This window comes from Corynebacterium mustelae (assembly GCF_001020985.1).
In the GTDB taxonomy this organism is placed as follows: Bacteria; Actinomycetota; Actinomycetes; order Mycobacteriales; family Mycobacteriaceae; genus Corynebacterium; species Corynebacterium mustelae.
The window spans coordinates 1,561,078-1,583,540 of the sequence record NZ_CP011542.1 but is presented as its reverse complement, the minus strand read 5'-3'; the positions used below and the strand labels follow the sequence as shown (position 1 = coordinate 1,583,540).

The window sequence follows — 22,463 nt, the reverse complement described above, 5'->3', positions numbered from 1 at the left end:
TGACCAGGATCGCAATCCTCACCGCATTATTTGGCATGATCGAATTCGACAGTTCAGAAGGCATGTGAGAATCGGATGCACGCTTTACCGTAGGTGATGCGACCGTTACAACGCGGATAAGCTCCTTGGGACATGAAGTCACCGAAGCTAATGCACCTATTCTTCGGACGTATCTTGACACTATCCCCGACATGTATCGTAAATGCTGGGATCGAATTACAGCGACCTATACAACTGATCCCGTGATTGTCGATTTCATTAACGACCAACGTGCGGAAATTTACCCAGATGATCTCGTCGATTATTTTGCAGTCTCCTGCGTCGATGAGATCACCCCGGAAAAGTTTCTGGAAAAAATCCGCCTACGAGCAATTTGGTTTTCGCTACCAGAAGACGTCAACACTAGCAGCGACACTCCAAGTCTAAACTGCTGCTTTGATTTCGGATTGGACAGTGACTTCTCCGACGAGATCCTCGCATGCAGATTCACCGAAAACCGGGAATTGGTTGACATTAGCCACGAAAGCTAGTCGTGTTTCCCGGAACCAGGTAGCAAGACCACCGTATTTTCACCGCTTACACACTAATTACCTGCTGTAGGCGTCAATACGAATCTGGTTGTTCTGATCTCCGACCCATTCCCAGGAAAACTGGCCCAGTGCACCGAGACCCGTTTCAATCACATCCGGTGAGACTTTGTGCGGAATATCAACCAGTACGCATTCAATTTCCTTGAATTTGATGGGCCCGCCACAACCATCTGCTGTGTAACCAGGTACGTATTCGTATTCTGCAAGTTCCGTCCAATATAGCCGCGATTCTGTGAGCGTTTTTACTTGTCCTCGGACAATTCCGATGGAATTGAAAAACTGGAAAAGCTCGCGATACTTCGTATTGTTAAGCAAACTAGCCCGACGATCACGTTCTTTAGCGACTCTACGTTCGTGGCGACGAATTAAATTGTCATAGATCATGGGGTCTCCAATTAGTAGAAGTTTCTATGCGGAAAGTGTATCGGCACATCGGGCACCAGGTCTGGTGGCGGTGCCTTCAGGCAGGAGGCAGTGCTGCTACTAGCTCTTGGGCTTTAGCTTTGTTCTTTGGTGTGCCGGTTAAGGCCAGTTGCCGCACTCCATCCCAACTTGAGAGTGGAATCAGCCCCCGGCGCGTAGCTTCCATAAGAGTCGTGTGAGAAGTTGCGATGACCTCAAGTATCCGGTTGGTGTTTCTGGGGTTTGTGGCAGGCAAAGCCTCAAGAAGCAGCGGCCAGAAAACAGGCATGAGTTTCGGGTTGTGCACTGTCTTTTCGGCTAGTATGGCTGGATTCCAGGCGGGGTGTTGGCTACAGATGCGTACCGCGTTTTGCACGGCGCTCACCGCTATGCCACCTGTGGTGGCGAGTGTGCTTAGTAGTTGCCAGGTTTCGTCATTCCATTTCTCAGTTCCCTGTTCGGCCAGATAAATCGCCACAAGGCTTGGCGGAAGAGACTTAGGAGCACCGGTGTTCTTGTGGTATAGGAATCCGTTGAACTGTTTTGCTGGCTCGTGTTGGATAGCTTCACCGTCCCAGTAGATAAAGCTTCCGGTTTTCCGCTGCGTTTTACTGGTGCTGGGATAACTTTGGTCTAAGACCACCGCACCTAATGTGGGCACGCTGCGAATATGGTAGTAGGTGGCCGGATCGGCGGGAAAACTAAGGGTGATCACGCCTGATTCGGTAACTTCAACTACCAGGGAATCGGTAATCTCGGGAGTTTTTCGCGGGGACCACAATTGCTCATATTCGGTATCGTCCAGGTGGGAACCCAACGGCATTGGGCTGTCGTCTGTCAGGATTGGTCCGAGTGTATCCACGACGTTACGGGCTGTGGTGATGGCTTTGGCATTGCCGGTTTTAGCAGCCAGAGCTCGTAATCCAGGTACCGCCAAAACAGTTTGTGGTGCGGTTGCATCAGCCACCGCCGCTTTAACCGATGGGCAAAGTGTTGCCATTGCATCAATAATGTCGGTAAGCCCTGCTGGGATGCGGCTGTGGGTAGTAACTGCTTTGGTCACGACCGCATCGAGGGCGAACCAGCTTAATGCCACCATGTCGGCTTCGGCAATGTCGATGAGGGTGGCGGCAAGCGCTTGCAGATTCGTTAATTCTGGTTTCCAATCCAGATAGGTTGCGTCCATCGTTGCTATGTTGATGAGTCCGCGTTGCCAGGCCGTGTGCAGGGTATCGATAATCTCTGGATGGCTCCGACAGCTTCCTATGAAATTAATGGCTGCTGCCGGATGCAGTTCGGTGGCACGGAATGCAAGCTGACCTGCGATAATCGGCGCAGCTGGGCTGTGGGCATGAAGGCCGCCAAGGTGAGCGTATTGCCAACGAGGAAACAGTTGCGGGGTGGCGTAGAAAAAGTAATTGGGCGCAATGCCGTCGGGTTCCGTCCGCAACGACTTCGGTCGTTTCTTTACTTCTGGTTGCTGGTAGTCCAATGCTGGTTCGACAAACGGGTCAGCCAGGTAATTTTTTAAGACAGTGCCGACCGTCGGATGGAGAATCTCACCACTGAGGTTCATGACCCGGATCTCAAGTTCCGGCAGTTCCATAACCGATTCGGGGATGATGAGGCGAGAGAGCGCGGTTGCAAGATCCGCTTCGGCGACTGGCTGATTGCGGGTTTCATAGAGTTTAAGTCGGTTCAAGAGGTCATCAAAAGTGATGGAAAGATCCTCGTAGCTGGGTTCTGAGAGCACACATGGTAGTTGATTGGCTGCATTTAAAAGCGCGATGAGGCGGGCGTCGATAAGCGACAGTTTGCGGAAGGAGCGTGGTATCTCCAGGCAGCCATCTGCCCACTGACGCAATATGTCGTCGAAAAGCTCCGCCGGAACACCCGCCACAACTCGGCGTAGCGCCTCGGGGTCGGTTGCGGCCAGGCGGTGGCACGCTAGGACAAATTTTTCGGTGGTGCCGTCGCCAAAACTGCCCCGAGTGGTCGAAAGCGGTTGTTGTGCGGCGACGACCAGCGGCAAAATCCGCGCGATCTGTTCACTGGTTGCCGGAATCGGCGCGAAACGCGGGATCTTCCACAGTGCCGGTGCGTCACGCCAGATAAAGGTGGGCGCGTCGTGGGCACTTGCGGCAAAAGTCCCTGAGCCTATCCCCCATTGTTCTAACAAACTGCTCCCCTCCGCCACCTCACGCAGTCGTTCCACCAGCGGTTGCACCGTCTCGTACGCGGGTTTTACACGACTTTTCAGCGCGGCGATAACCAACTTCTGCGCTTTCTTGGTCTTTGTGTATAACGCGGGCAGCGCGATATCAACAAGTTCGCTGTCGCTTACTGTGCGGATAAGCGGAACGCCGAGCTTTTCGACGACCACAGGTTGCCCCGTAGCAATGCACGTACTAAGAACTTGACGCTGCGCATATATTTCCGCGTCGGCTATTTCTATATCTCCTGTCAGGCACTGCACCCACCGTTTAATATCACCAGGCCGATTCACCATGGAAAGCGCCTGACATATATACGCGATCGTCTCTTCCCGCCCAAGCCACCCACCGCGGTAACCAGCGGAAACAACCGTACTGAACGGACCAGTCGCAGCCAAACCCAACTCGAAGCCAGCACGCACGTGTCTAGCAAGCGTGGACGTAATCAACTCCTGCGGCACGACCCGTTCATGCTTGCGGGGTGTTGCCGCGACCGCATCAGGTTCCAAGCTGCGCGCTGCGACTACCGCCCAATCCTTCATGTACTCTACGTTCGACAGCGCTGGAACCACCACATCTGGGTCACTTTCTGCCAACCGCAACAACGCATCAACGGCAGCCGTTCCGAACCAGCTAACGCCATGCTCACCAATTCGGGAGCCACTCGTACACGCCTCAGTTATGAACTTATGGCAGTACTGATCCCCGTGTTCTGCGATAACAGCTGCCAATATGTCGCTTGGGATCTGGCTTGCAATCTCTATAACCCGGCGCGGTGGTATCCCGAGCCGGGTGGCGAAGATGACGAGGTTGTGGTTTCTGAAGTCGATGTGGGTGTTTGTTAGTTCGTGGCGTGCGGTTTCTTGTTGTTTTAGGGTGCCTAGCGGCAGGTGTGGTGTGTCGGCGAGTGTGGCGTTGTTCCATCCTAGGTGGTTGAAGATTGTGTGTGCGTTGGTGGTTGTTGGGGTGTGGGGCATGTGGGTGATTTCCGTTGTTTTTTGTTCTGGTGGTCGTGAATGTGCTTTTAGTTTTTGGTGTTTGTGGTTATTGGTGTGTTTCTGGTTTTATGAGGCCGAATGCGGTGGCTAGGGTGGTTGCTTTTTTCTGTGCTGCTGATGGTTGTTTCACGGGCGCGTGTGCGATGTCGATGAGTGCTAAGAAGCGTTGGGGTTGTATGTAGTTGTGGCCCATTGCCAGTAGTAGTGCTGTTTGTTGTGTGGTGATGATGTCGAGTACGGCGTTTGTCCATTGTGGTAGGTGTGGTTGGGTGGCTGCGTGTTGTATGAGTTCGGTGAGGATGGGCCATAGGGTTGCAATGTGTTGTGGTTCGTTGCGTATTAGGCGCATCATGATGGTTGGGTTCCAGTGTTCTAGGTAGGGGCAGATGGTGCGCATGGCGTTGGTGATGCTTGCTGCTGTTATTTGGTTGTTGTTGAGTAGTCGGGTGATGAATTGGTGTCCGGTGTTGTATCCGGCGGCGGTGCTGAGGTTGATGAGTGCGGTGGCGAGGATGGAGTCGGGTATGGAGGTGGGTGGTTCGGGGCGTTTGTATTGGGGTTTTTCTAGTGCGACTATTTGTGAGTCTTGCCATGTTAGCCATGCGGGGGTGTTGTTGGTGGTGGTGACTTGCCATAGGAAGAATGCTGGGTGTTTGGTGAATAGGTTGAAGTCTTCCACCTGATATGTGTTGTCGGTTGTTTGTAGTTCTACGATGGTTCCTTCTTCTACGTGGAGGTTGAGGTTGTCAGGGTTAGCGGGGCGGTTGTTGATTTCTGGTGGCCATAGTGTTTCGAATTCTGTCAGGGTTATTTTTTTGGGTTTGTTGGGGGTGCGTAGTTTTTGTACGGGTTCTGGTAGTAGTGCGACGGCGGTGCTTGCGGCTTTGAGTACTTTGGAGTTGCCTTCTCTGCTTGCGATTTCGCGCAGGTTGGGGACTTCCAGTGCGGTGACGGGTGCTTGTTTGGCGGTTACTGCTGCGACGACGCTTGGGGCGAGTGTTGCCATGGTTTGTGCGACTTCATAGGCGCCTAGTGTTGCGCCTTCGCGGCGTGCTGCTATGCCGAGGAGGTCGTCTAGGGCTGGCCAGACGACGGAGAGGAGTCCGTCCTTGGCGAGTTGTTCTAGTGGTTGGGCAAGTCCGCGGAAGTTTGTTACTTGGGTGTGCCAGTAGAGTAGTTTCGCGTTGGTTTTTCCGGGGCGTAGTAGTCCATTGTGCCAGGCTGATTGGACGGCTTCGTAGGCGCCTTCGATGTGGTCGCCGCGGGGTGAGGTTCTGAGGAGTCCGAGGAGGTTGATGGCTTGTCCGGGGGTTAGTGGTGTGTTGGTTCGTACTGCTTGTTGGGCGCGGATGCCCATTCGGGCTCCGGTGATTCGGCGTCCGCCGGTGATGCCGGTGTATGCGGCGTCGGTTGTCCAGTGTGGGAATACTCCGATAGGTAGGTGGTTGCCGCCGCCTACTCGGTTGGGCATTCCGTCAAGGGATAGGGGTTGTTTGATGGGGAGTGGGTGGAGGTATTCCCATTGGTTTGGGACGAGTTCTGGTTCTTTGTAGCTGTCGGTGAGGTATTCGGTGACTACTTGTCCGGCGTTGCGGCCGAGTTTTACTTTGGTGTCGAGCAGGATTTGTGAGCTGCATTCGACTGTTGTGTTTGGTGGGATGGTTGTGGGGTCAAGGCGGCAGAGGGCGAGGATGAGGTCGGGTTCGATGACGAGTGCGTTTTTCTTTTCGTATTGTTGGAGTCGTTTGTTAAGGTCGCGGAAGTCGATGCTGAGGTCTTGTCGGGTGGGTTGGGATAAAAGGCAGGGTATGGTGCCGATGTTGGTAAGGATTGCGTGTTCGCGGACGGTGGGTAGTGGTGTGGTTCGGTGTTTTCTGCTCCATCGTTCGAGTTTGTTTGTGGCCCATTTGGCTATGAGGCCTTCGTGTGCGTTTTCTACTGCTGTGTGGGCTTCGTCGAGGTTTTTGGCTGCTAGTTTGACGAATAGTGCGAGGAATTTTTCGCGGTTGATGTCGGTGGCAAAGTCGTCGATGGTTATGTTGTGTAGCGCGTGGGTGACTGCTTCTGGTGTTGCTTTTCCTATTGTGAGTTTTGGTACACGCCATTTTCGGGGTTTGGGTTGCCAGATGTTGGGGATGATTTCTGGCTGTGGTTGCGGGGGTTCGCCGATGAGTCGGCTGGCGCGGTGGGCGACGGTGGTGTCTCGGGATTGTGCGAGTTCGGTTAATCGGGGTCTGAGTTGGGGTAGGTATTCTCCACGTTCGATGAGTGCGGATAGTACTGCGTTTTGTCCGCCGATGGAGTTTACGTGTGCAGCCGCGAGTGCGATTCCGGGGAGCTTGGTGCGTGGTGCGGTGGCAATTAGGCGGGTTCCGAAGCTGGTGATGTAGGCGTATTCGCCGCTTGCGATGTAGGGTTCGAGGGAGTCGATGTGGTTTATCAGTTCGGTGTCGGTGATGGTGAGGTCGTCGAAAAGCATTTCAACGCATTGGTTTTTGTGTCGTCTGCGGTGTGCGGTGTCGAGTGCTCGTATTGCGTAGTCGACTGCGGTTTGGCGGTCGATCATTCCTCGGTCTACGCCGGCTAGGAGTATTTTCCAGAATGGGCCGAAGGCTAGTTTTGGGTGGTGGAGCCCGGTTGTTATGTGTTCTTTGTAGCGTGACAGCATGAGGTCTTCTGTTATTGCGGGGTTAGGGGTTGTGTGGAACCGTTTGGTGTAGCGGCGGGCGAGTATGGGGATGGCTGAAAGTGCCCAGTTGTTTATGTAGGTGGGTAGGTTTGGTACGGGTATTCCTTCGTGCACGAGGAGGACGGATTCGGCTGCGTAGTGGGTGGCGAATGGGAGTTCGTCGATGGTGAGTTCGGGGTTGCTGTGTTTGATGAAGGAATTGATGTAGCTTATGCCGCGTTCTTTGACTACTGCTAGTACTGCGGCGCGGTGTGGTACTTCGGGCCAACGAGTGAAGTATTTTGCGGCGACGCCTGCGCGGACTGCGAATAGTTGGAGTGCGGGGATGTCTGTGTGGGGTGGGGTTTCGAATGTGTTGGTGTAGGTTGGGTCTGTGATGAGGCTCGGCCAGTGGGGGTTGGATAGGGCGGCGACGATTGTTTCGCGTTGCTGGGCGGTTCCCATTGGGAGGGTGCAGATGTTTGCCCCTGGGGTGATACCATGCCACCCCAGTTCGGTAAATATCTGTAGTGCGTGGTGTAGGTGGTCGAGTGCGTCCATGGTGGTTAGTTTTCTTCTGATTCGCTGTTCAGAATGCGGATTAGTTCTTGTGTTTTGTAAGCTGCGGCGGTCTTTTTGCGTTGCTTTGCGACGCTGTACAACCCGGCCCAGTCTTGTGCTGTAATGTAACCGTTTTCGGTAGCGAATTGGAAGATTTCAGCGTGGGTGAGTGCGGTATCCAGCACTTTATTCAACCACCGTGGGGTGGTATTCTCCCCCGCCCGGATGGCATACAGTAAACAGACATCTGGAGACATGTGAAGCACGTCCTCTTGATGCACAATCAATTCACTCACCCGCATTCGGAGTTGCTCAGACCCCAACGGCAGATTTCCTGCTTGGTCGGTAGTGGCATTCTTCCAGCCAAGATCAGCAAGCTTATGGCCAATGCGAGCAAGTTCGCCCTCAGTGGGCGGGTGAAAAGACATAGTGGATTATCTCCTAAATGCGCTGGGGGTTCTTTGATCTGGGTTCTGGGGCGAAAAATTCCTTTTAGTTTTCTAGTTATGGGGATAACAGGCGAGGATTCACATCAATCCTTTTAATTGATGTCACGAACAAGCCGTGGGACCAGATTTGAAAGCTCATGCTTATGTTTCTACACCATTAGCAAGCCATTTCCGGTTCCTGAAGTCCGGCAGACCGCAGCCGCAAATTCTCGCCGTCCTGGTTTTATACTGGGTCATTTTCCTCCAGGTTAAGGAGTTGCGAAAGCTCCTTTGCTTTACGACACACAGTCGCCGTCGATGATTCCTGCCCCAACTTTGCCAACGCCGAAAAACGATCGGCGGGGATACGGTGATGGCCTAACGCCCAATGTAAGATTTCCGACTGCTCCCGTATAACATCAAGAACCCCATTGACCCATTTTGGCTGGTGAGATGCTTGGGCTGCGTATGTGAGAAGGTGGCTAAGAATCGGCCACAGAAGCACCATGTGTTCGGGATTGGTGCGCACTAGTCGCAGCAAAACCGTTGGGTTCCAATAATGGCTAAAGCCCACAATTGCAGCCATTGCTTCGTCGATACTGTCGGTTGAAAGATGGTTTCCACCGAACATTTTGCCGAAAACGCGACTCGCATCCTTAACAGTGTTCTTCATTCCCAACCCAACCACAAGGCACGCCACAATGGAGGTGGGCGCAATCGCATCAGGCTCAGGGCGCACATACTGAGGTTTCTCTAGAACAACCATGGCACCATCACGCCACGCCAACCATGCCGCGTGTGACAGGTTGTCTCGCACTTTCCACATGAAATACGACGAGTTGGTGAAAAACACCCTTGTGTGTTCCGCCAGAAACTGCTTCTCTCCCAGTGTCAGCACACAATCACCGCCAGGTGTCACGGCCACTTCTACCCCATCGCCGCAGGCTGGCGTAGAGAAAGAATCGCTATCCCACAGGTGGGAAAAATCCTGATATCTAACGGTGTCCTGAACTTCTGGTTCGTGGTGTACCTCGGGCAATGACGCCACAATGGCTTCCGCATGCTGCTTCGCCGCCGACTTCCCTGGGAGTGCGGCCAATTGCCGCAGGTAAGGCAGCTCAAGGGCGGATTCGGGTGCCGATTTTTCTTGGACAGCATGGATGACGCTGGGGGCGAAAGTAGACATAGCTTGGACGATGTCCACCAGGTCGCGAGACGAGCTTTTCGCGTTCAGACAGACGCCGATGACGGCGTCGAAAAGCGGCCAGACCAGCGCCAACAACCCCTCCCTAGCCAATTCTGACAACGACTGCGTCAACCCACGCGGCCGTGGGCATGCCGCGGGATCAGGAACATCTGGCCGCAGCAAACCACGCGACCACGCCACACGCGCCACCTCAGGTGAAGAAACCAGCACAGCCATCGACGTGCGAGGACCCAGCGGAACAGCGCTACACGCAAGCTGCTGGGCGACACTGTGGCTGGGCACAGAGCCAGACTGCGGGAGAAAAATATCGGTTGACCAGTGTGGAAACACCCCATAAGGAATCGGCGTGTGCGTGTGCAACCGTACAGGAAACCCCGCAAGGGACGCTGGCTGAGTAAAATCCGGCTCAACAAATGGGTCTAGGCAATACGCCTCGACCACCTGACCAGCTGTCGTCCCATGCTTCGCACCGGTATCAAGAAGGATCAGGCAGGAACACTCCACCTGCGGTTTAGGCGGAATAGTAGTTGGGTCAAGGCGCGTGAGAGCAAGCACAAGATCAGGCTCAAGCACAGCCGCACCCTGGGCAGCATACAGGGCTAGACGGGCAATAAGGTCAGGAAACGTAATACTAAAATCGACCCGCGACGGTTGCGAAAGCAGACACGGAATCCGACCCAGTTGAGGCAAAACCGCAAGCTCCCGCACCACCGGCAGCGACTCCGTGCGGCTATGCCTGCCCCAACTCTCCAGGCGATTCTTTGACCACCGTCCCACACGGGTCGATTTACCACCTGCAACCGCGCGACGCGCCGCCTCCAGATCATCCGCCGCCAAGCGAACCAGTAGCGCAAGGAAACGCTCACGCGAAATATCAGCACAATCCTCATCAGCCTCAGCCACCCGGAAAGCCTCAGCCACACTGTCCACGGTGACATCACCGAGCTCACAGGCAGGAACCTCCCACAACGGCGGGGTGGGAAACCACGAAAAACACTCAGTGGTGTCAGGGCGTGGTGTTCCGTCGCCGAGGAGTTTTCGCGCATAACCAGCAAGTTGGGTATCACGAGAAAAGGCACACTCTTCAACACGACTCCGCAGTTCGGGAGGAAGCTCGCCACGTCGTGCAAGAGCCTGAAAGACCTTCCGCTGCCCCGTCATCGTGGTGACATAGCTGGCGGCAAGCGCCACCTCAGCCAGCCCACCGCTAGGGACTGCCGCAATCAGCCGCGGCGCAAAACTAGTCACACACAACGAATCCCCGCGTGCAAGGAGGGGAACCAGCACATCAGTGCGCCCAACTAGTTCCCCATCAGTGATAGCAAGATCGTCCACCAGCAGGCTGATGCACTGCTTAACCTGGGCCCGCTTCTGCGCCACGTCGAGGGCACGCACGACTACATCCAACGCCACACCACGATCCACCATGGTTCGCTTCTCAGCCTCAACAAGGAGCTTTCCCCACGCACCCCACACCAAAAACGGATACTTCACACCGCAGGCAATGTGCTCAGGAAACCGAGACAGCGCATTTTCCTTCGCGATCGCTGGATGCGCGGCGACCGGAAAATCGTGGGCGGCATCTGGACTCAGAAGCGGCAGAACCGTCAACGCCCAATTATTCAGGTAGGTGGGATTATCGGGTATCGTCGCACCAGAATGGACCAACAGCACTGAGGCAATCGCGTAGCGGGTAGGATGCTCCAATTCGTCGACCGTTCGCTCATAGTTCACGAGGTTGAAAAAATCACGAACATACTGTTCGCCGCGTTCTGCCACCAACTCAGCAAGCGTTTCTTCATCCGACACAGTGGGCCACTGATCCACATCCCGCGCTGGTGCACCGGCGCGGATAGCGAAGAATTGCAGGAGGGTGGTTTCGGCGCGGGCGTAGACTTCCCGCTCGGGTATGCCGAGGTAGTGGCTAAGTTCTTGTGGCCAGCGTGGATTAGACAGCGCCACCACAACTGTTTCCTGCTGCGCGGGTGTACCTACCTCCAGTTCAGAAACAGTGAGCTCCTTGGGGGCGGATTGCGAAGCTAACCACCCCAGCTCGTGGAGGATTTCGACAGCTTGCTGGATAGGACTAGGAGTGCTCACTAATACCTCGTATCTTGCGTTTCTTGAGCAAAAAGTTTCCAGAGTGCGCGGGCTTTCGTCACTGCCGCAGTTTTCTTCTTCTGTTCTGCAATCACGGCGATGGGCGCCCACGCTGCGACTGGGATGTAGCCTGCGTGGGTTGCGGCCACAAGCTCTACGGTGTGCTCAGCTATGACATCGAGTACTTTGCCCAGCCACTTGGGTGGGTTGAGCCCCTGCTGATAACCGGCAGCCGCCTTGGCTACAGTTTCAGTCAACAACGGCCATAAAACCGGAAGATGTGTATTATCGTGCAGTAATTTCAACGCTTGGGTAGGTGCCCAGAGTTCCTCCTGCACCAGTGTGCTCACGGTGTGCGCCACCGCCGACGCAGTAATTTTCTCCTCGATCAAAAACTTGGTAGCAACATCGAGAGCATTTTTTGCGCGGCTGCCGGAATGCATCATCCCGAAAAGGATGTACACCAGCGAAGAGAACACTGGAAGTTCCGGATCCAACCATTCGTTAGAGGTAGGCCGTGGCGCAGTTTGCGGCTCAAGATGCCACGTGATCCCATCCCACCGCATCTGGTAGTAGTGGTTGAATTCTTTCCCTTGGTAGGACTCCACTTTGTATTTGCCGTATTTGGAAAAGAAATCGAAATCCCACAAACTCACCTCAAAAGTCAGCTTTGGGTGGTTACTATCACGCACACCCACCGTGACAGCACTCGGGCTGGAAATGGCGTGGGTGAGGTAAAGATCAACCGAATCGTTCACCACTTCCTCAACTTCCACACCCCAGTGCTCCAGCGTGAGGGCCGATTCTGGGTGACGCTCACATGGTTCGTCTGTTGCCTCACTGGTTAATTCAGGAAGAAGCTTAATCGCCTTCCGGGCCGCCACGGTGGTTTTATTATTCCCCTTAGCCTCCGCGAACCTGCGCAGAGAAGGCACCTGTGCACTAGACGAAGGTGCTGAACCGTTGGCAATAGCGTGGGCAACACTGGGCGCAAGGTGCACCATCATTTCGGCGATTTCAGCGGTCTTTCCACTTGGTTTAGCAGACTGCGCCAAAATGTTGTCCAACATGCCCCACGCCAAGGCGAGCATCCCAGTTTCGGCAAGACCTCGGGCAACGTCCGCCATACCGGAATAATTTTTGGCAGGGTCAACCGTCCAGTCAAGGTAGCGCACATCAAGTGTTTCTGGCCGCAGAAGTCCCCGCACCCACGCATCCATAAGTGCCTCATGAGCAAGGCTGACCCCACCTTTCTTTGTGGGTCGCACCAAGCCAATGAGGTTGATCGCGGTGGCAGGACCTAGTGGGCTAGCGCTTCGCGCGACTTGGCGGGCGAGTACGCCTTGATCACTATTGGTTGCCTGCGGGTAGTGGCGCATCCGCGTCCATGTTGCGTCACCCCACCGTGGAGTTGCTGCTGGGTTCAGATCACCATGGTTACTGTCGTAGGTAACATCTTGGGGGAATTCCGCAAGGCTTTGGGGTGACACAACTTTTTCAGGGGCATACATGCCGCCATATTTGGAAACCAGTGTCCGCTCCACGAGGGCGGGTACGTGGTAGGGATCGACAAGGTAGTCGGCAAGGATCTCACCAGCGGTACGATCAACCGGCTGAGCAAAAGAATGAATCACTGGGGTGGAATAAGCTCGCGCCTTTTCCACAGCCGCAGAAATATCAAGGCCGTCAAGATCATCAAGATTAAGCCGCAACAACGCAACCATCAGATCCGAACAAACAATACTTACCCCCGCACGATCGTAAGCCGCAAAACGATCCAATAGATCAGAAAAACTAATGCTCAAATCAACGAAACTAGGCTCCGACACCAGACACGGAACAGAACCTAGCACCCACGCCAAATCCCGCTGTCTACGCGCCAAGGGCGAGCTTTCTCTCGGGTCGAAACAAAAATTTTCCACGTCGGATCGCATGCGCGGCACCCATATTCCGCAGTTTTTTATCACGGTTTGCAGCTGCTGCGCGGCCTGGGGATCATCCTGTGCAAGTTGGTTAAACGCCACCAAGCACTGTTCGGATTCGGTAGTGATAAGCCACATTGGTTGCGGATAGGAGCTTTCCCGCACAAAATCCCTGCTTGACAGCGCTTCGATAAGTGAATCATAGGTGGGGTCGATCCGCTGAAAACGCGGAAGGTCCCACACTAAGGGCGGATTACTCCACGAATAAAACTCACCCTCCTCGCCACCTGAATCCGTCACCCCACTACCCCACTGCTCAAGGAGCCTAGTTGCCGCATCGGCAACCTTTTTATCCGTACTTGACTTAAGTTCACTCATACGTGGTTGAAGAATAATTTGTGCTGATTCCGGTAGATCACCTCGTTGAACAATGGCAGAAAGAACATCACGCTGTCCCTTCAACGTGGACACATACAACATAGGTAAAGCAACATCCGCCAGCTCTTCCGACGGCACACACCCTATAAGCCGCAACCCCAACGCCGACACCACCACCGGCTCAGCCGCAGACAATACCCCACTCAGCACCTGACAATGCTTAACAAGTTCCGCATCACTAACCCCAAGCTCGTCACACAAAACAGCCACCATTCGCCGCCGCTGCCCCTGCCTTGTAGCAGCATCAAGTCCACGAATCGCGTAGTTCACAGCCGTGTCACGGCTTAGCAGTTGACGCTGAACACATTCGACAATGACATTGCCGAGAGCGTTCCACATTTCCACCCCCGCACTAGCGCACTGCTCGAGGTGAGCACTCAATGTGGGCAACAGTTCTTCCCACGTAGGAAACTGTCCCCGTGGTCCCCGCATTTTAGCCCCAGGTATTCCCATCTGCACTGCTGCACACAACGCCCACGCTTCGAGATAATTTCTATCCACCGGCATTTCCAGCTCAGGAAAATGCTGCGTTACTAGGAAGAATACTGACACGGTAAATTCGTTGCCCAATTCTGCCTCCAGGCCTTCAAATTCGCGGAAACGCACAGCCTCCTCAATAAAACGCTCCGCATAATCCTGCCCATTGAGCGCCACAAGCTCAGCGATCAGACGATAATCGGTACTCTCCTCATAGTTTCGGAAGAGACGAATGACACGGCTTGGGTTCACCCCGAGACGCAGTGCAAACAGGATCATCATATAAAGGTCAATCCCGTGAAGTTCACGGGCGCGATTGAAATCTTTCCCGTACCAGTCACCACTTGTTAACCCCCGTTTCGCCACTGCCTGCTGCTCGGGAGTCCCCACACCTAACGTAGAGGTATCTTTCGGCTGAGCCTTCGCCCAACCAAGCTCTCGAAACAGTTCAACCGCATGGGATAAATCTTTGTGTGCCATTACATGATTCTCTCGTGTGAAACTCAACAAAAGGTGCAAAACAAATAATTTTCTTGCCTACCGTTTTAAAGGTTGAGGGCTGTTTTCAGTTCCTGTGCTTTTGTCCGGGCGGCACTGGCCTTCTTCTGGTCGGCGATGGTGACAAGCCCCGCCCAATCTTCAGCCTTAATGTGCCCAGCCTCGGTGCCGTAAACCAAGCTTTCTGAGTTAGCCAATGCCGCGTCCAACACCTTATTTAGCCATCTCGGGGTGGTCTTTTCCCCTGCCGCGAAGGCAATGGTGTCGGTGACAAGCGGCCACAGTTGTGGCAGGAACTCGGGTATACCGTTGATTATCGACATTGCTTTAGCGGGGCTCCACAGTCCACCCGATGCCATAAGAACCTGGACAGCCTGCCTACAAGATGAGGTACCGATCCGTTTGTGTTTGACGAGACCACGCAGCAATGCGTACGTGGAATAGGATCGGTCGCCGGTGCCTGCGGAAAGGCCCGCAAGTGCAGCAACAATCACTGGTTGGGGTGCCGGGCGCGGTGAGTCGATCGGTGTGGTGTCGTAGCCTTTCGTCACCACCATGCTGGTGCCATCCCAGTACATGCTCTTGTAGCGACGGTGGTTGTAGCGGAGTGGAGTTTCTTGGCGTTCATAGACCCGCCAATTACTTTCTTTTACATCAATGCTGTAGATCATCGGAACTGGGATGATGAAAGACTGGTCGGGATAATTAGGAAGCTGAAATTCAGTCCACAATTCTTTTGCTGTGGATGAGGTTTCACCAGCTATCACCTTCATTGTTGTTTCCGGGTGAAACACCACCGTGGTGGATTCGTCAGGAGCCCACAACTCTGTAAGATTTGATACTTTCCGACCCTTAGGCTTCTTCACTGGCTGGGGTTGCGCTTGTACACCAGCTACCACACCTAAAGCTTCCACCACCTGCTTCGCGGCTTTCACCACCTTTGAGGAGCCGGTTTTCCCAGACCACGCGCGTGCACCAGGTGCTTCAAGTGCCGACTTATCAGCCACCCCCGAATCCACCGCCGCCACAACGTGTGGGGCAAGCCTCGCCATGGCTTCCGCTATTTCACTTGCCCCAGCCGTAGGAGAGCTGCACTCTGAGGCATACGTGAGGATGGCGTCGAAAAGCGGCCACACCACGGACAACAAACCGTCGCGGGCAAGCTCCTCCCACGTTGCAGCCACCCCCTTGAAGGTGGAGAGAAAGCACAGGTCAGCCACGCCGGGGCGAAGAAGGCCTCGCTCCCAGGACTGCCACAGCGCTTCCCGCACCCCTACCAGCTCGCCACGGCGGGTGGGGCGCTGAATCTCCAACATGTTCGCCGCAAGCCCCGGCCCGAACGGGCGAGACAGACGCGCGGCCTGCGCCGCCATCTTCCCCAGCGCGTTGACGGGGAGCGTGGGGGACCAACACAGATTCACCCATGCCGCATCACCCCAGTTGGGCACAGCGGCAGGATCAATCTCCCTTTCGATCGCGGCGGCCTTGCGCAGCTGATCGTGCAGTGAGCTGATGGCGCGTGGGGTGTCGAGTTTTTTAGGGAACCACATACCCTCCACGAGTCTCAGCGGCGGTTCAACGTATGGGCCAGACAGGTAGATGGAGGCAACAACCGCCGCGTTTCCTTTCGGCTCCTGCTGTGTTTTCGACCCCAAGCTGTTTTTCTTTATGGGGACGTTGAGGTTTTTCAGCCGCTGCTTCGCCGCATCCACATCTGCCCCACTCAAGTCGAGGCGCAGCAGCGCAAGCACCAGATCCGGCCCCTGAACTGCGCGACCCAGCTGATCGTACTGTTCGAGGCGGTCAAGGAAATCGTCGAGGGTGATCCGCAGGTCCTCAAACGATGGGGCGGACAGGATACACGGCATTTCCTGCGCAAACAGCAGCACCGCCTCGTCGCGGTGAACCACCGGCGACCCATCCTTATTCTGCCACCACGAAATGCCAGAACGCTCCGCACGTGTCTTCACAATGCCGCCCCGAATGTTGCTCGGCGCGCCCTGGATCGCTCGTTTTGCCACCTGCCCGTCTTTGCGTGCCAGCTCGTGGTAGCGGTGGAGGAAAATTTCCACGCTCAGGTCGGAGTAGGTGACCGACCGCGGTACAAAGCCGGACCCTGGGCTGGTCGGCATGTCCTTTAGCGCGGCGATCACTGATTCGAGTGTGCCTTCGCCCGGCTCAAACCGTGGCACCTCCCACAGTGGTGGGGTTTCGCGCCACATGCTGGTTTCTGGTTTTTCGCTTGTCGACGCCACCGCCAGACCCCACTTCCCCATCAGGTCTGCCGCACGCTTGGCCACCTGCGTGTCGGCGGAGTCTGCGAGGGTTTGCAGGGACGGTGCGAAGGATTCGGCAATGTCTAGGCTGGGTGGGTTTCGTTTCGCCAACGCGTCAAGCACAATTTTTTGCCCCTTGAGCGTTTTCACATACAGTGCCCCGAGTGCTACGTCGAAGAGGTTTGATTCTTCCACTGCGGGTATGAGCTGGGCGGCGAACGCGTTGACGTACATTGGGTCGGCTGTGCCGAGGAGTTGGGCGATCACTTCTTGGTGGGCAAGAAGATCCTCGGTGGTGACCTTGAGTTCTTTGGTGAGGATTTCGGTAATGATGCGGCGGTCTTGGGTCCTCGGTTCCACTTCCAGTGCGGTAAGCAGCCTCGCGATTAGTTGTGCACGGTCACACCGCCCCCGATTCGCCTGGAAGCTCAAGATATAGCCCCACGGCCCCCACAGGGGTAAATCCAGTTCGATAGCTTTCTGGCAGTGCTCATCGAAGCGGGGCTCCAGTAGCTCCGCAGAAAGCTCGTCATCGTCGAAGTACCTGGTCACACGATCAAGTTTCACCACACTGATGGCGGCCATAAGGCCCCACGCGCGCAGATAGTCAGGGTTGTCTGGGATGGGGCAGTTGAACTCTGGGTCACTTATTGCAGTGATGACCCCCAGCCGATAATTCGAATAGTAGAATCCCTCGAATTCGTTTTCGGGCTCAAAGGTGAAGTGGTTCCCAACCTTTTGAACATAGCCCACCCCTTGGTTGTGAAGGGCCTGTGCCAAGATTTCTGGGGAACCATGAAACCCTGACCACAGAATGTTCTTTGGGGATTCTGCCGCCCTAATAGCGTAAAGAACCCGGATACTTCTGTCCTTGTTGAGGAAGTCGTCTGGGATCGACAACGGCGGGCGCAGCAGTGCACGCACCTTAGTCTGTAATTCTTTGGGCCCCAACGGGAGGGTGAGCGCCTGCTCACAGGTGGCCGTGCTCCACCCAAGCTCGGCGAGGCTTTGGTGGATACGGGCAATGTCGTTTTCGCTGGTGTGGTTTTGCGATTTCATCGTGTGTTTTCTCCTAATTTTTTGTTGTTACTTTTATTGAGGCGTGGTGTGGTGGTAATCCGTGGAGGGGATTTTCGGGACAGTGGGTGGCGGGGCGCAAAAGGTGCGGGAGAATCAGTGAGATGCTCGCTTCGTGTAGTCCGGTTCAGCGGGAATCCCCCACGCGTGGCTTAATTTCTTCGCGCATTTGGCACCATCACGGTGAGGGGAATTCAGCAAAAAACGCACACACGCGGCAAGTTCTGGGGTCACCTTGGGTGGTGGCTCGAAATCAAGAAGAATCTGAAGGATCTCTCGCTTTCTAGCATCATTTTTCACTCCCAATGCGCCGGTGGCGGCGGCAACCAGCTCGGCACCCTCAAGGAGTGGGAGAAGCCACCTGCCAAACGACTTCACAAAAAACAGATCCCCCGCCACCAAATGGGGAATGAGGATATGTCGGTGCTCATATAGTTCGGCATCGGTAACTGCGAGGTTTTCCTTGAACATGTTAACCATCGTGTGGCGGAGAAAAACCCGTGGTGCTCGTTCAATACTGCTGAGGAAAAGCCCAATGAGTCTGGCTCGATCGAAAAGGCCCTCCTTGCTCACATGGATAAGAAGATAGCCCAGCGCCTCCCACGGGGGAATGCCTTGTTCTAAAGCTGCAGCTATATGCTCTTGAAGGCGTGGCATAAGTTCTTCCCGCGTGGGCAATGTGAGGCTATTGGGATTTTCAACTTTGTCGAGTTTTGCTATGACCTTTGCGGCAACAGATACCCACCCGTGGAGATACTCCTGGCAACGCGGTATGTCAAAACCTAGATCAGGGTCGTTTACTAGCATGATTGCCGCAATATCGGCGTTGCGGAGAGGAAGGGAAAAATCACCCTCACCGTAACAAGAGTTGAGGATAAAGCGTTGAATATCAGGCAGATCCCAACGAGAAACGATGTCCTTGACAATTTCAGGTGGACCGTCATACCTGCAATACCGCAAGAAGTATTGTTCTTTTTCTAAGCGTAAACCGTATATGTATCGAACGTTATAGTCGTCGCTGAGAAAACCATAAGGAAGGTCGTCATGAAGATACATGATGGACGCGACTTGCTGCTGGAATTCTTTTGAGCCCAATGGCAAAGCCGCTGCTTGTTCTACCCTCGCTTCCTTCCACCCCAACGCAGCAAGCTCACGATCTAACTGCAAGATGGCGTCACGCGAACTAAGCATCCGATACCCCATGTCGTATTCTTGTGTTTCCCATAAAAGTGCGCACCGTGTCTTGACGCATGCTGCAAAAGCGCAAAAATTTCCCCATGCGAAAATCCGCTAGTGGTCATTTTCAATGTGGCCGCAACCTATTTTTAACTGGTGTAGTTTTTAACCCCATGTTCTATCTTTAAGCTTGTCATGAATATATTCGGCTGCATCAATGAGTAGATTCTCCTGGTGTTCCGCAGCGGCAAGTTGCACCGCAACCGGAAGCCCATCCGCAGCAGAGTATCCCACTGGAACGCTCATGGCAGGGTGCCCTGTCACATTAAATAAAGCGGTAAAAGCGGCATACGGAGCTGACTTTAGTTGAGCTTTAACCGCAGATATGCCATTAAGAAAACCCGCAGGTGCTGGCCGGGGAGCGATTACTGGGGTAATGAGCAAATCAAACCGCGCGAAAAGATCATTAACTGTTGCTGCATGTTGAATACTTCGTTTCTTTAGTAGCGACACCACCGGCTTCGGGACCGCATTACCAAACGCAACTAATTGTTTCGTTTTACTATCCAGATCTTCCGGATGCTCCATGTACTCAACTTCACCAGCAATCGAAGCGTAATACAACGGGATAAAAGTACCAGTAACCTTAGGTAAATCGACCTCGGCAACCACTTCGCCATCCAATAATGACGCCACTTTGGCTACCGCATCTCGGTGCACCTTATCAACAGCGATTCCAGGAAATGAAGCTTTCATCACAGTACCGATTCGCAACCGAGGCGCTGGCGCAACACATAACATGTTTTCAGCCATTGGGGCTGCCGCCGGATACTGGTCGGTCGGCTCATTTCCCGCCAATACCCTATATAGCAACCGCAAATCCCGAGCCGATTTGGTTAAAGGTCCAACCACTCCCAAGTTATGCCACAAGTGCGGATACGGGGCAACAGAAATCCGCCCCAATTGCGGTTTCAACCCAAATAATCCGCACACGGCTGCCGGGATACGGATCGAACCGCCACCATCACCTCCGATTGCAACCGGAACCATGCCCGCAGCAACTGCAGCTGCCGAGCCACCAGAAGATCCACCTGGACTAAAATCAGTGTTAAGCGGATTGCGGCTAATAACCCGGTCTGTTTCCGTCACCGGCCACGCGCCACATTCCGGCATCCGAGTTGTGCCGATAATAACGGCACCAGCCTCACGTAGCCTCCGCACCACCGCACTTTCCACCGCAGGCGGGGTGATATTAGCGTGGGTGCCAAAAGAGGTAGGCACACCGAGAACGTTGTTCTCCGCTTTAATAGCTACCGGTAATCCATGCAATGGTCCACGATCTTTCGGAGAAAGTTTGTCCAATTTCGCTGCCCGTTTGCGAGCTGACTCCGCAAAGACGTGTTCAAAAGCGTTAATCTGTTTGTCTTTTTCTACGATCACTGCCAAGCAATGCTCAACCCCACCGGCCACGTCATCAGTACCAACCCAATCAGTGGCATCCATTGCCGCCCAGTTTAACGCTGCGCCCATCACGCCTCCCGGCTTGTTTATTGCTCCCGTAGATCCGTTGCATTCAATAGTAAAGCTAACCGCAATAATTTCAGATATCAGGGTTCACAAGATCCCTCAATTCCATAACAAGCACATCCCTTACCCCACTTCCACACCTAAGGCGCCGCGTAACTTGGTCACCACAGTCTAAACGGGATTGAGCGTCGAAAAGCAAAGTAGCTTTCGGCGTTAGCGATGCGCACTATACACACTAATTATTCGCAGATCACCAAATCGACAGTTGTGGCCCGTCCGCTCGTTTTTCTAGCATCGCGCCGGCTGTCTGTTGTGTAATGCAGCATCCCGCTGGCGCAAGTCGAGTACGCCACGCAAAAAAGGTGACACCAGAACAAGAAAACTGTTCCATCAGTGTCACCTTACATAAGTCGAGCTGTGGGGTTACTGCGCATCTTTCTGGCCAATTTTACCGTCAATAAATTCACGGCCGGATTGGATCTTGTCTGCATGCTCTTCACCAGCGACGGATTCTGCAACACTGGTAGCCCCATCCAAAGCACTGTCTGTAATCTGCTCACCGTATTCGTTATCAGTAAGCTTTAGAACTTTCTTGATCTTCTTAATAAAGCTCATTGTTGACCTTTCTCTACAAACTAAAATGTGCAATCAAAACACGCGATTTCACATACTAACCCACCAAAACCCACGAATCACGAAACTTAGCCTTAATTAAGTAACTTGCGAAGAAAAACATGTGAAACTGTTGCACATACGTTATAAACTCGAGCCTGCAACCAAGCAGCTGTTTCCTTCCATGTGGTACAGCGCTGCCCTAAAACTTCACCCAATCACAGTTGGGAATACTGACACAAGACCATCTCCTTGAAAAGCCTTACCGCTTACAGCCGAAACTGTCTCGCACAACAGCAATTTACGACGACAGCATGCGAGACGGAACTTAGAAAAGCTAAAGCAATACATGAATTAAATTGTGTCACATCAGTAGCAGATTCCTGAACTGGGCTTTGCTGTACACATATCACAAATGCGATCTAACAGGAGTAATGCACGTTATTTTAGCTAAAGCAACTGCTCCCCCAGCAAAAACACAGAAATATCAGCCTACTAAACAGCTATGGCTGGTTCCAAAAAACGTCGGTAAGATGTTCTTTGTTCGAATCTAGTGACACATTCTTCTATGAATGTCACGCAATCTAAGTTAGGCAGTTGATATGACTTCACCTTTCCGTAACCGCATTCTTGTAGGCACCGCAGTTGCCGCCCTTGCGCTTCCAGCCCTTGCAGCATGCACCGACTCCCAGCGCGCCGACGCACCAGCGGCAGCCTCGTCTGCAGCAGAAAAAGTTGGTTCCGGCGTATCATCTGCTCAAGATGCAGGAGCGTCTGCTGTGGATAAGGCTAAAGACGCGGGTGCCAGCGCTATGAACAAAGCCGATGACAAAATGACCGCAGCTACATCCGATGACCAGGTTCTCAACGCGATCGACATCGCACTGGAAAAGAACCCCAACGCGGTGGTCATCAACGCTGACCGCTCCGATGATGACCACCACACCGAGGTGGATATGATCATCGACGGCGCGTTCAAGAGCATCCATGTTGACCAAGATGGCAATGTCAAAGACAACATGGATGACGATGGCGACGATCTTGCTGAAGATGTCCGCATGGCCGCTGAGGCAACAGTCACGGCAAAGGAAGCCGCTGCACAGGCGCTTTCTGATCACAATAACGCCTATATTGATTCCATCGACCTAGATGACGATAATGGCCGCCTGCATTGGGATGTTGAGCTAGACGACGCCGACACCCACGCAGACCTACCAAGCGTAGAAATCCCAGCGAAATAAGGTCCTACGCACTCGATCGCCTCGCATTAGAACGCGGGGCGTTTTTCTTATG

Annotated in this window: 12 protein-coding genes; 2 read left to right on the top strand and 10 right to left on the bottom strand. The window is 53.9% G+C overall.

Annotated elements, in window-relative coordinates:
* Positions 1–191 precede the first annotated feature (191 nt).
* The gene (locus tag CMUST_RS07260) at positions 192–530 is read left to right on the top strand and encodes a DUF2004 domain-containing protein (protein ID WP_144414148.1); all 339 of its coding nucleotides are present in this window, start codon (positions 192–194) and stop codon (positions 528–530) included.
* A 57-nt stretch (positions 531–587) separates the two neighbouring features.
* Here the strand turns inward: CMUST_RS07260 and CMUST_RS07255 are convergent, their stop codons facing one another.
* From CMUST_RS07255 to CMUST_RS07210, 10 genes are all read right to left on the bottom strand, one after another.
* Positions 588–974 carry a hypothetical protein gene (locus tag CMUST_RS07255; RefSeq protein WP_047261950.1) on the bottom strand — a complete coding sequence of 129 codons (387 nt, stop codon included), beginning with the start codon at positions 972–974 and terminating at the stop codon, positions 588–590.
* A gap of 76 nt (positions 975–1,050) precedes the next feature.
* The gene (locus tag CMUST_RS07250) at positions 1,051–4,182 is read right to left on the bottom strand and encodes a hypothetical protein (protein WP_047261949.1); all 3,132 of its coding nucleotides are present in this window, start codon (positions 4,180–4,182) and stop codon (positions 1,051–1,053) included.
* 67 nt (positions 4,183–4,249) lie between these two features.
* A complete protein-coding gene (locus tag CMUST_RS07245; protein WP_047261948.1) occupies positions 4,250–7,432 on the bottom strand; it encodes a hypothetical protein in 3,183 nt (1,060 codons plus the stop codon).
* 5 nt (positions 7,433–7,437) lie between these two features.
* The gene (locus tag CMUST_RS07240; RefSeq protein WP_047261947.1) at positions 7,438–7,860 is read right to left on the bottom strand and encodes a hypothetical protein; all 423 of its coding nucleotides are present in this window, start codon (positions 7,858–7,860) and stop codon (positions 7,438–7,440) included.
* A 244-nt stretch (positions 7,861–8,104) separates the two neighbouring features.
* On the bottom strand, positions 8,105–11,167 hold the full coding sequence (locus CMUST_RS07235) for a hypothetical protein (protein ID WP_047261946.1): 3,063 nt from the start codon (positions 11,165–11,167) through the stop codon (positions 8,105–8,107).
* Positions 11,167–14,484, bottom strand: coding sequence for a hypothetical protein (locus CMUST_RS07230; protein ID WP_047261945.1), 3,318 nt, complete (start codon positions 14,482–14,484; stop codon positions 11,167–11,169). The genes CMUST_RS07235 and CMUST_RS07230 overlap by 1 nt, the downstream gene beginning before the upstream one ends.
* A 65-nt stretch (positions 14,485–14,549) precedes the next feature.
* Positions 14,550–17,837 (bottom strand): hypothetical protein, encoded by a 3,288-nt coding sequence (locus CMUST_RS07225; RefSeq protein ID WP_047261944.1) that lies wholly within the window; start codon positions 17,835–17,837, stop codon positions 14,550–14,552.
* 114 nt (positions 17,838–17,951) lie between these two features.
* On the bottom strand, positions 17,952–19,046 hold the full coding sequence (locus CMUST_RS07220; RefSeq protein WP_047261943.1) for a hypothetical protein: 1,095 nt from the start codon (positions 19,044–19,046) through the stop codon (positions 17,952–17,954).
* Positions 19,047–19,196: 150 nt separating this feature from the next.
* Positions 19,197–20,534, bottom strand: coding sequence for an amidase family protein (locus CMUST_RS07215; RefSeq protein WP_047263469.1), 1,338 nt, complete (start codon positions 20,532–20,534; stop codon positions 19,197–19,199).
* 447 nt (positions 20,535–20,981) lie between these two features.
* The gene (locus CMUST_RS07210; protein WP_047261942.1) at positions 20,982–21,173 is read right to left on the bottom strand and encodes an Rv0909 family putative TA system antitoxin; all 192 of its coding nucleotides are present in this window, start codon (positions 21,171–21,173) and stop codon (positions 20,982–20,984) included.
* Positions 21,174–21,772: 599 nt separating this feature from the next.
* On the opposite strand from CMUST_RS07210, the gene CMUST_RS07205 reads away from it, so the two are divergent.
* Positions 21,773–22,411, top strand: coding sequence for a PepSY domain-containing protein (locus CMUST_RS07205; protein WP_047261941.1), 639 nt, complete (start codon positions 21,773–21,775; stop codon positions 22,409–22,411).
* The last annotated feature ends 52 nt before the right edge of the window (positions 22,412–22,463 follow it).

What these genes read in the sequence shown, in the direction of transcription:
- CMUST_RS07245 (WP_047261948.1), bottom strand. Translation starts at nt 7,432, where the DNA reads ATGGACGCACTCGACCACCTACACCACGCACTACAGATATTTACCGAA.
- CMUST_RS07260 (WP_144414148.1), top strand. Translation starts at nt 192, where the DNA reads ATGTATCGTAAATGCTGGGATCGAATTACAGCGACCTATACAACTGAT.
- CMUST_RS07220 (WP_047261943.1), bottom strand. Translation starts at nt 19,046, where the DNA reads ATGCTTAGTTCGCGTGACGCCATCTTGCAGTTAGATCGTGAGCTTGCT.
- CMUST_RS07240 (WP_047261947.1), bottom strand. Translation starts at nt 7,860, where the DNA reads ATGTCTTTTCACCCGCCCACTGAGGGCGAACTTGCTCGCATTGGCCAT.
- CMUST_RS07215 (WP_047263469.1), bottom strand. Translation starts at nt 20,534, where the DNA reads ATGGATGCCACTGATTGGGTTGGTACTGATGACGTGGCCGGTGGGGTT.
- CMUST_RS07210 (WP_047261942.1), bottom strand. Translation starts at nt 21,173, where the DNA reads ATGAGCTTTATTAAGAAGATCAAGAAAGTTCTAAAGCTTACTGATAAC.
- CMUST_RS07230 (WP_047261945.1), bottom strand. Translation starts at nt 14,484, where the DNA reads ATGGCACACAAAGATTTATCCCATGCGGTTGAACTGTTTCGAGAGCTT.
- CMUST_RS07205 (WP_047261941.1), top strand. Translation starts at nt 21,773, where the DNA reads ATGACTTCACCTTTCCGTAACCGCATTCTTGTAGGCACCGCAGTTGCC.
- CMUST_RS07255 (WP_047261950.1), bottom strand. Translation starts at nt 974, where the DNA reads ATGATCTATGACAATTTAATTCGTCGCCACGAACGTAGAGTCGCTAAA.
- CMUST_RS07250 (WP_047261949.1), bottom strand. Translation starts at nt 4,182, where the DNA reads ATGCCCCACACCCCAACAACCACCAACGCACACACAATCTTCAACCAC.
- CMUST_RS07225 (WP_047261944.1), bottom strand. Translation starts at nt 17,837, where the DNA reads ATGAAATCGCAAAACCACACCAGCGAAAACGACATTGCCCGTATCCAC.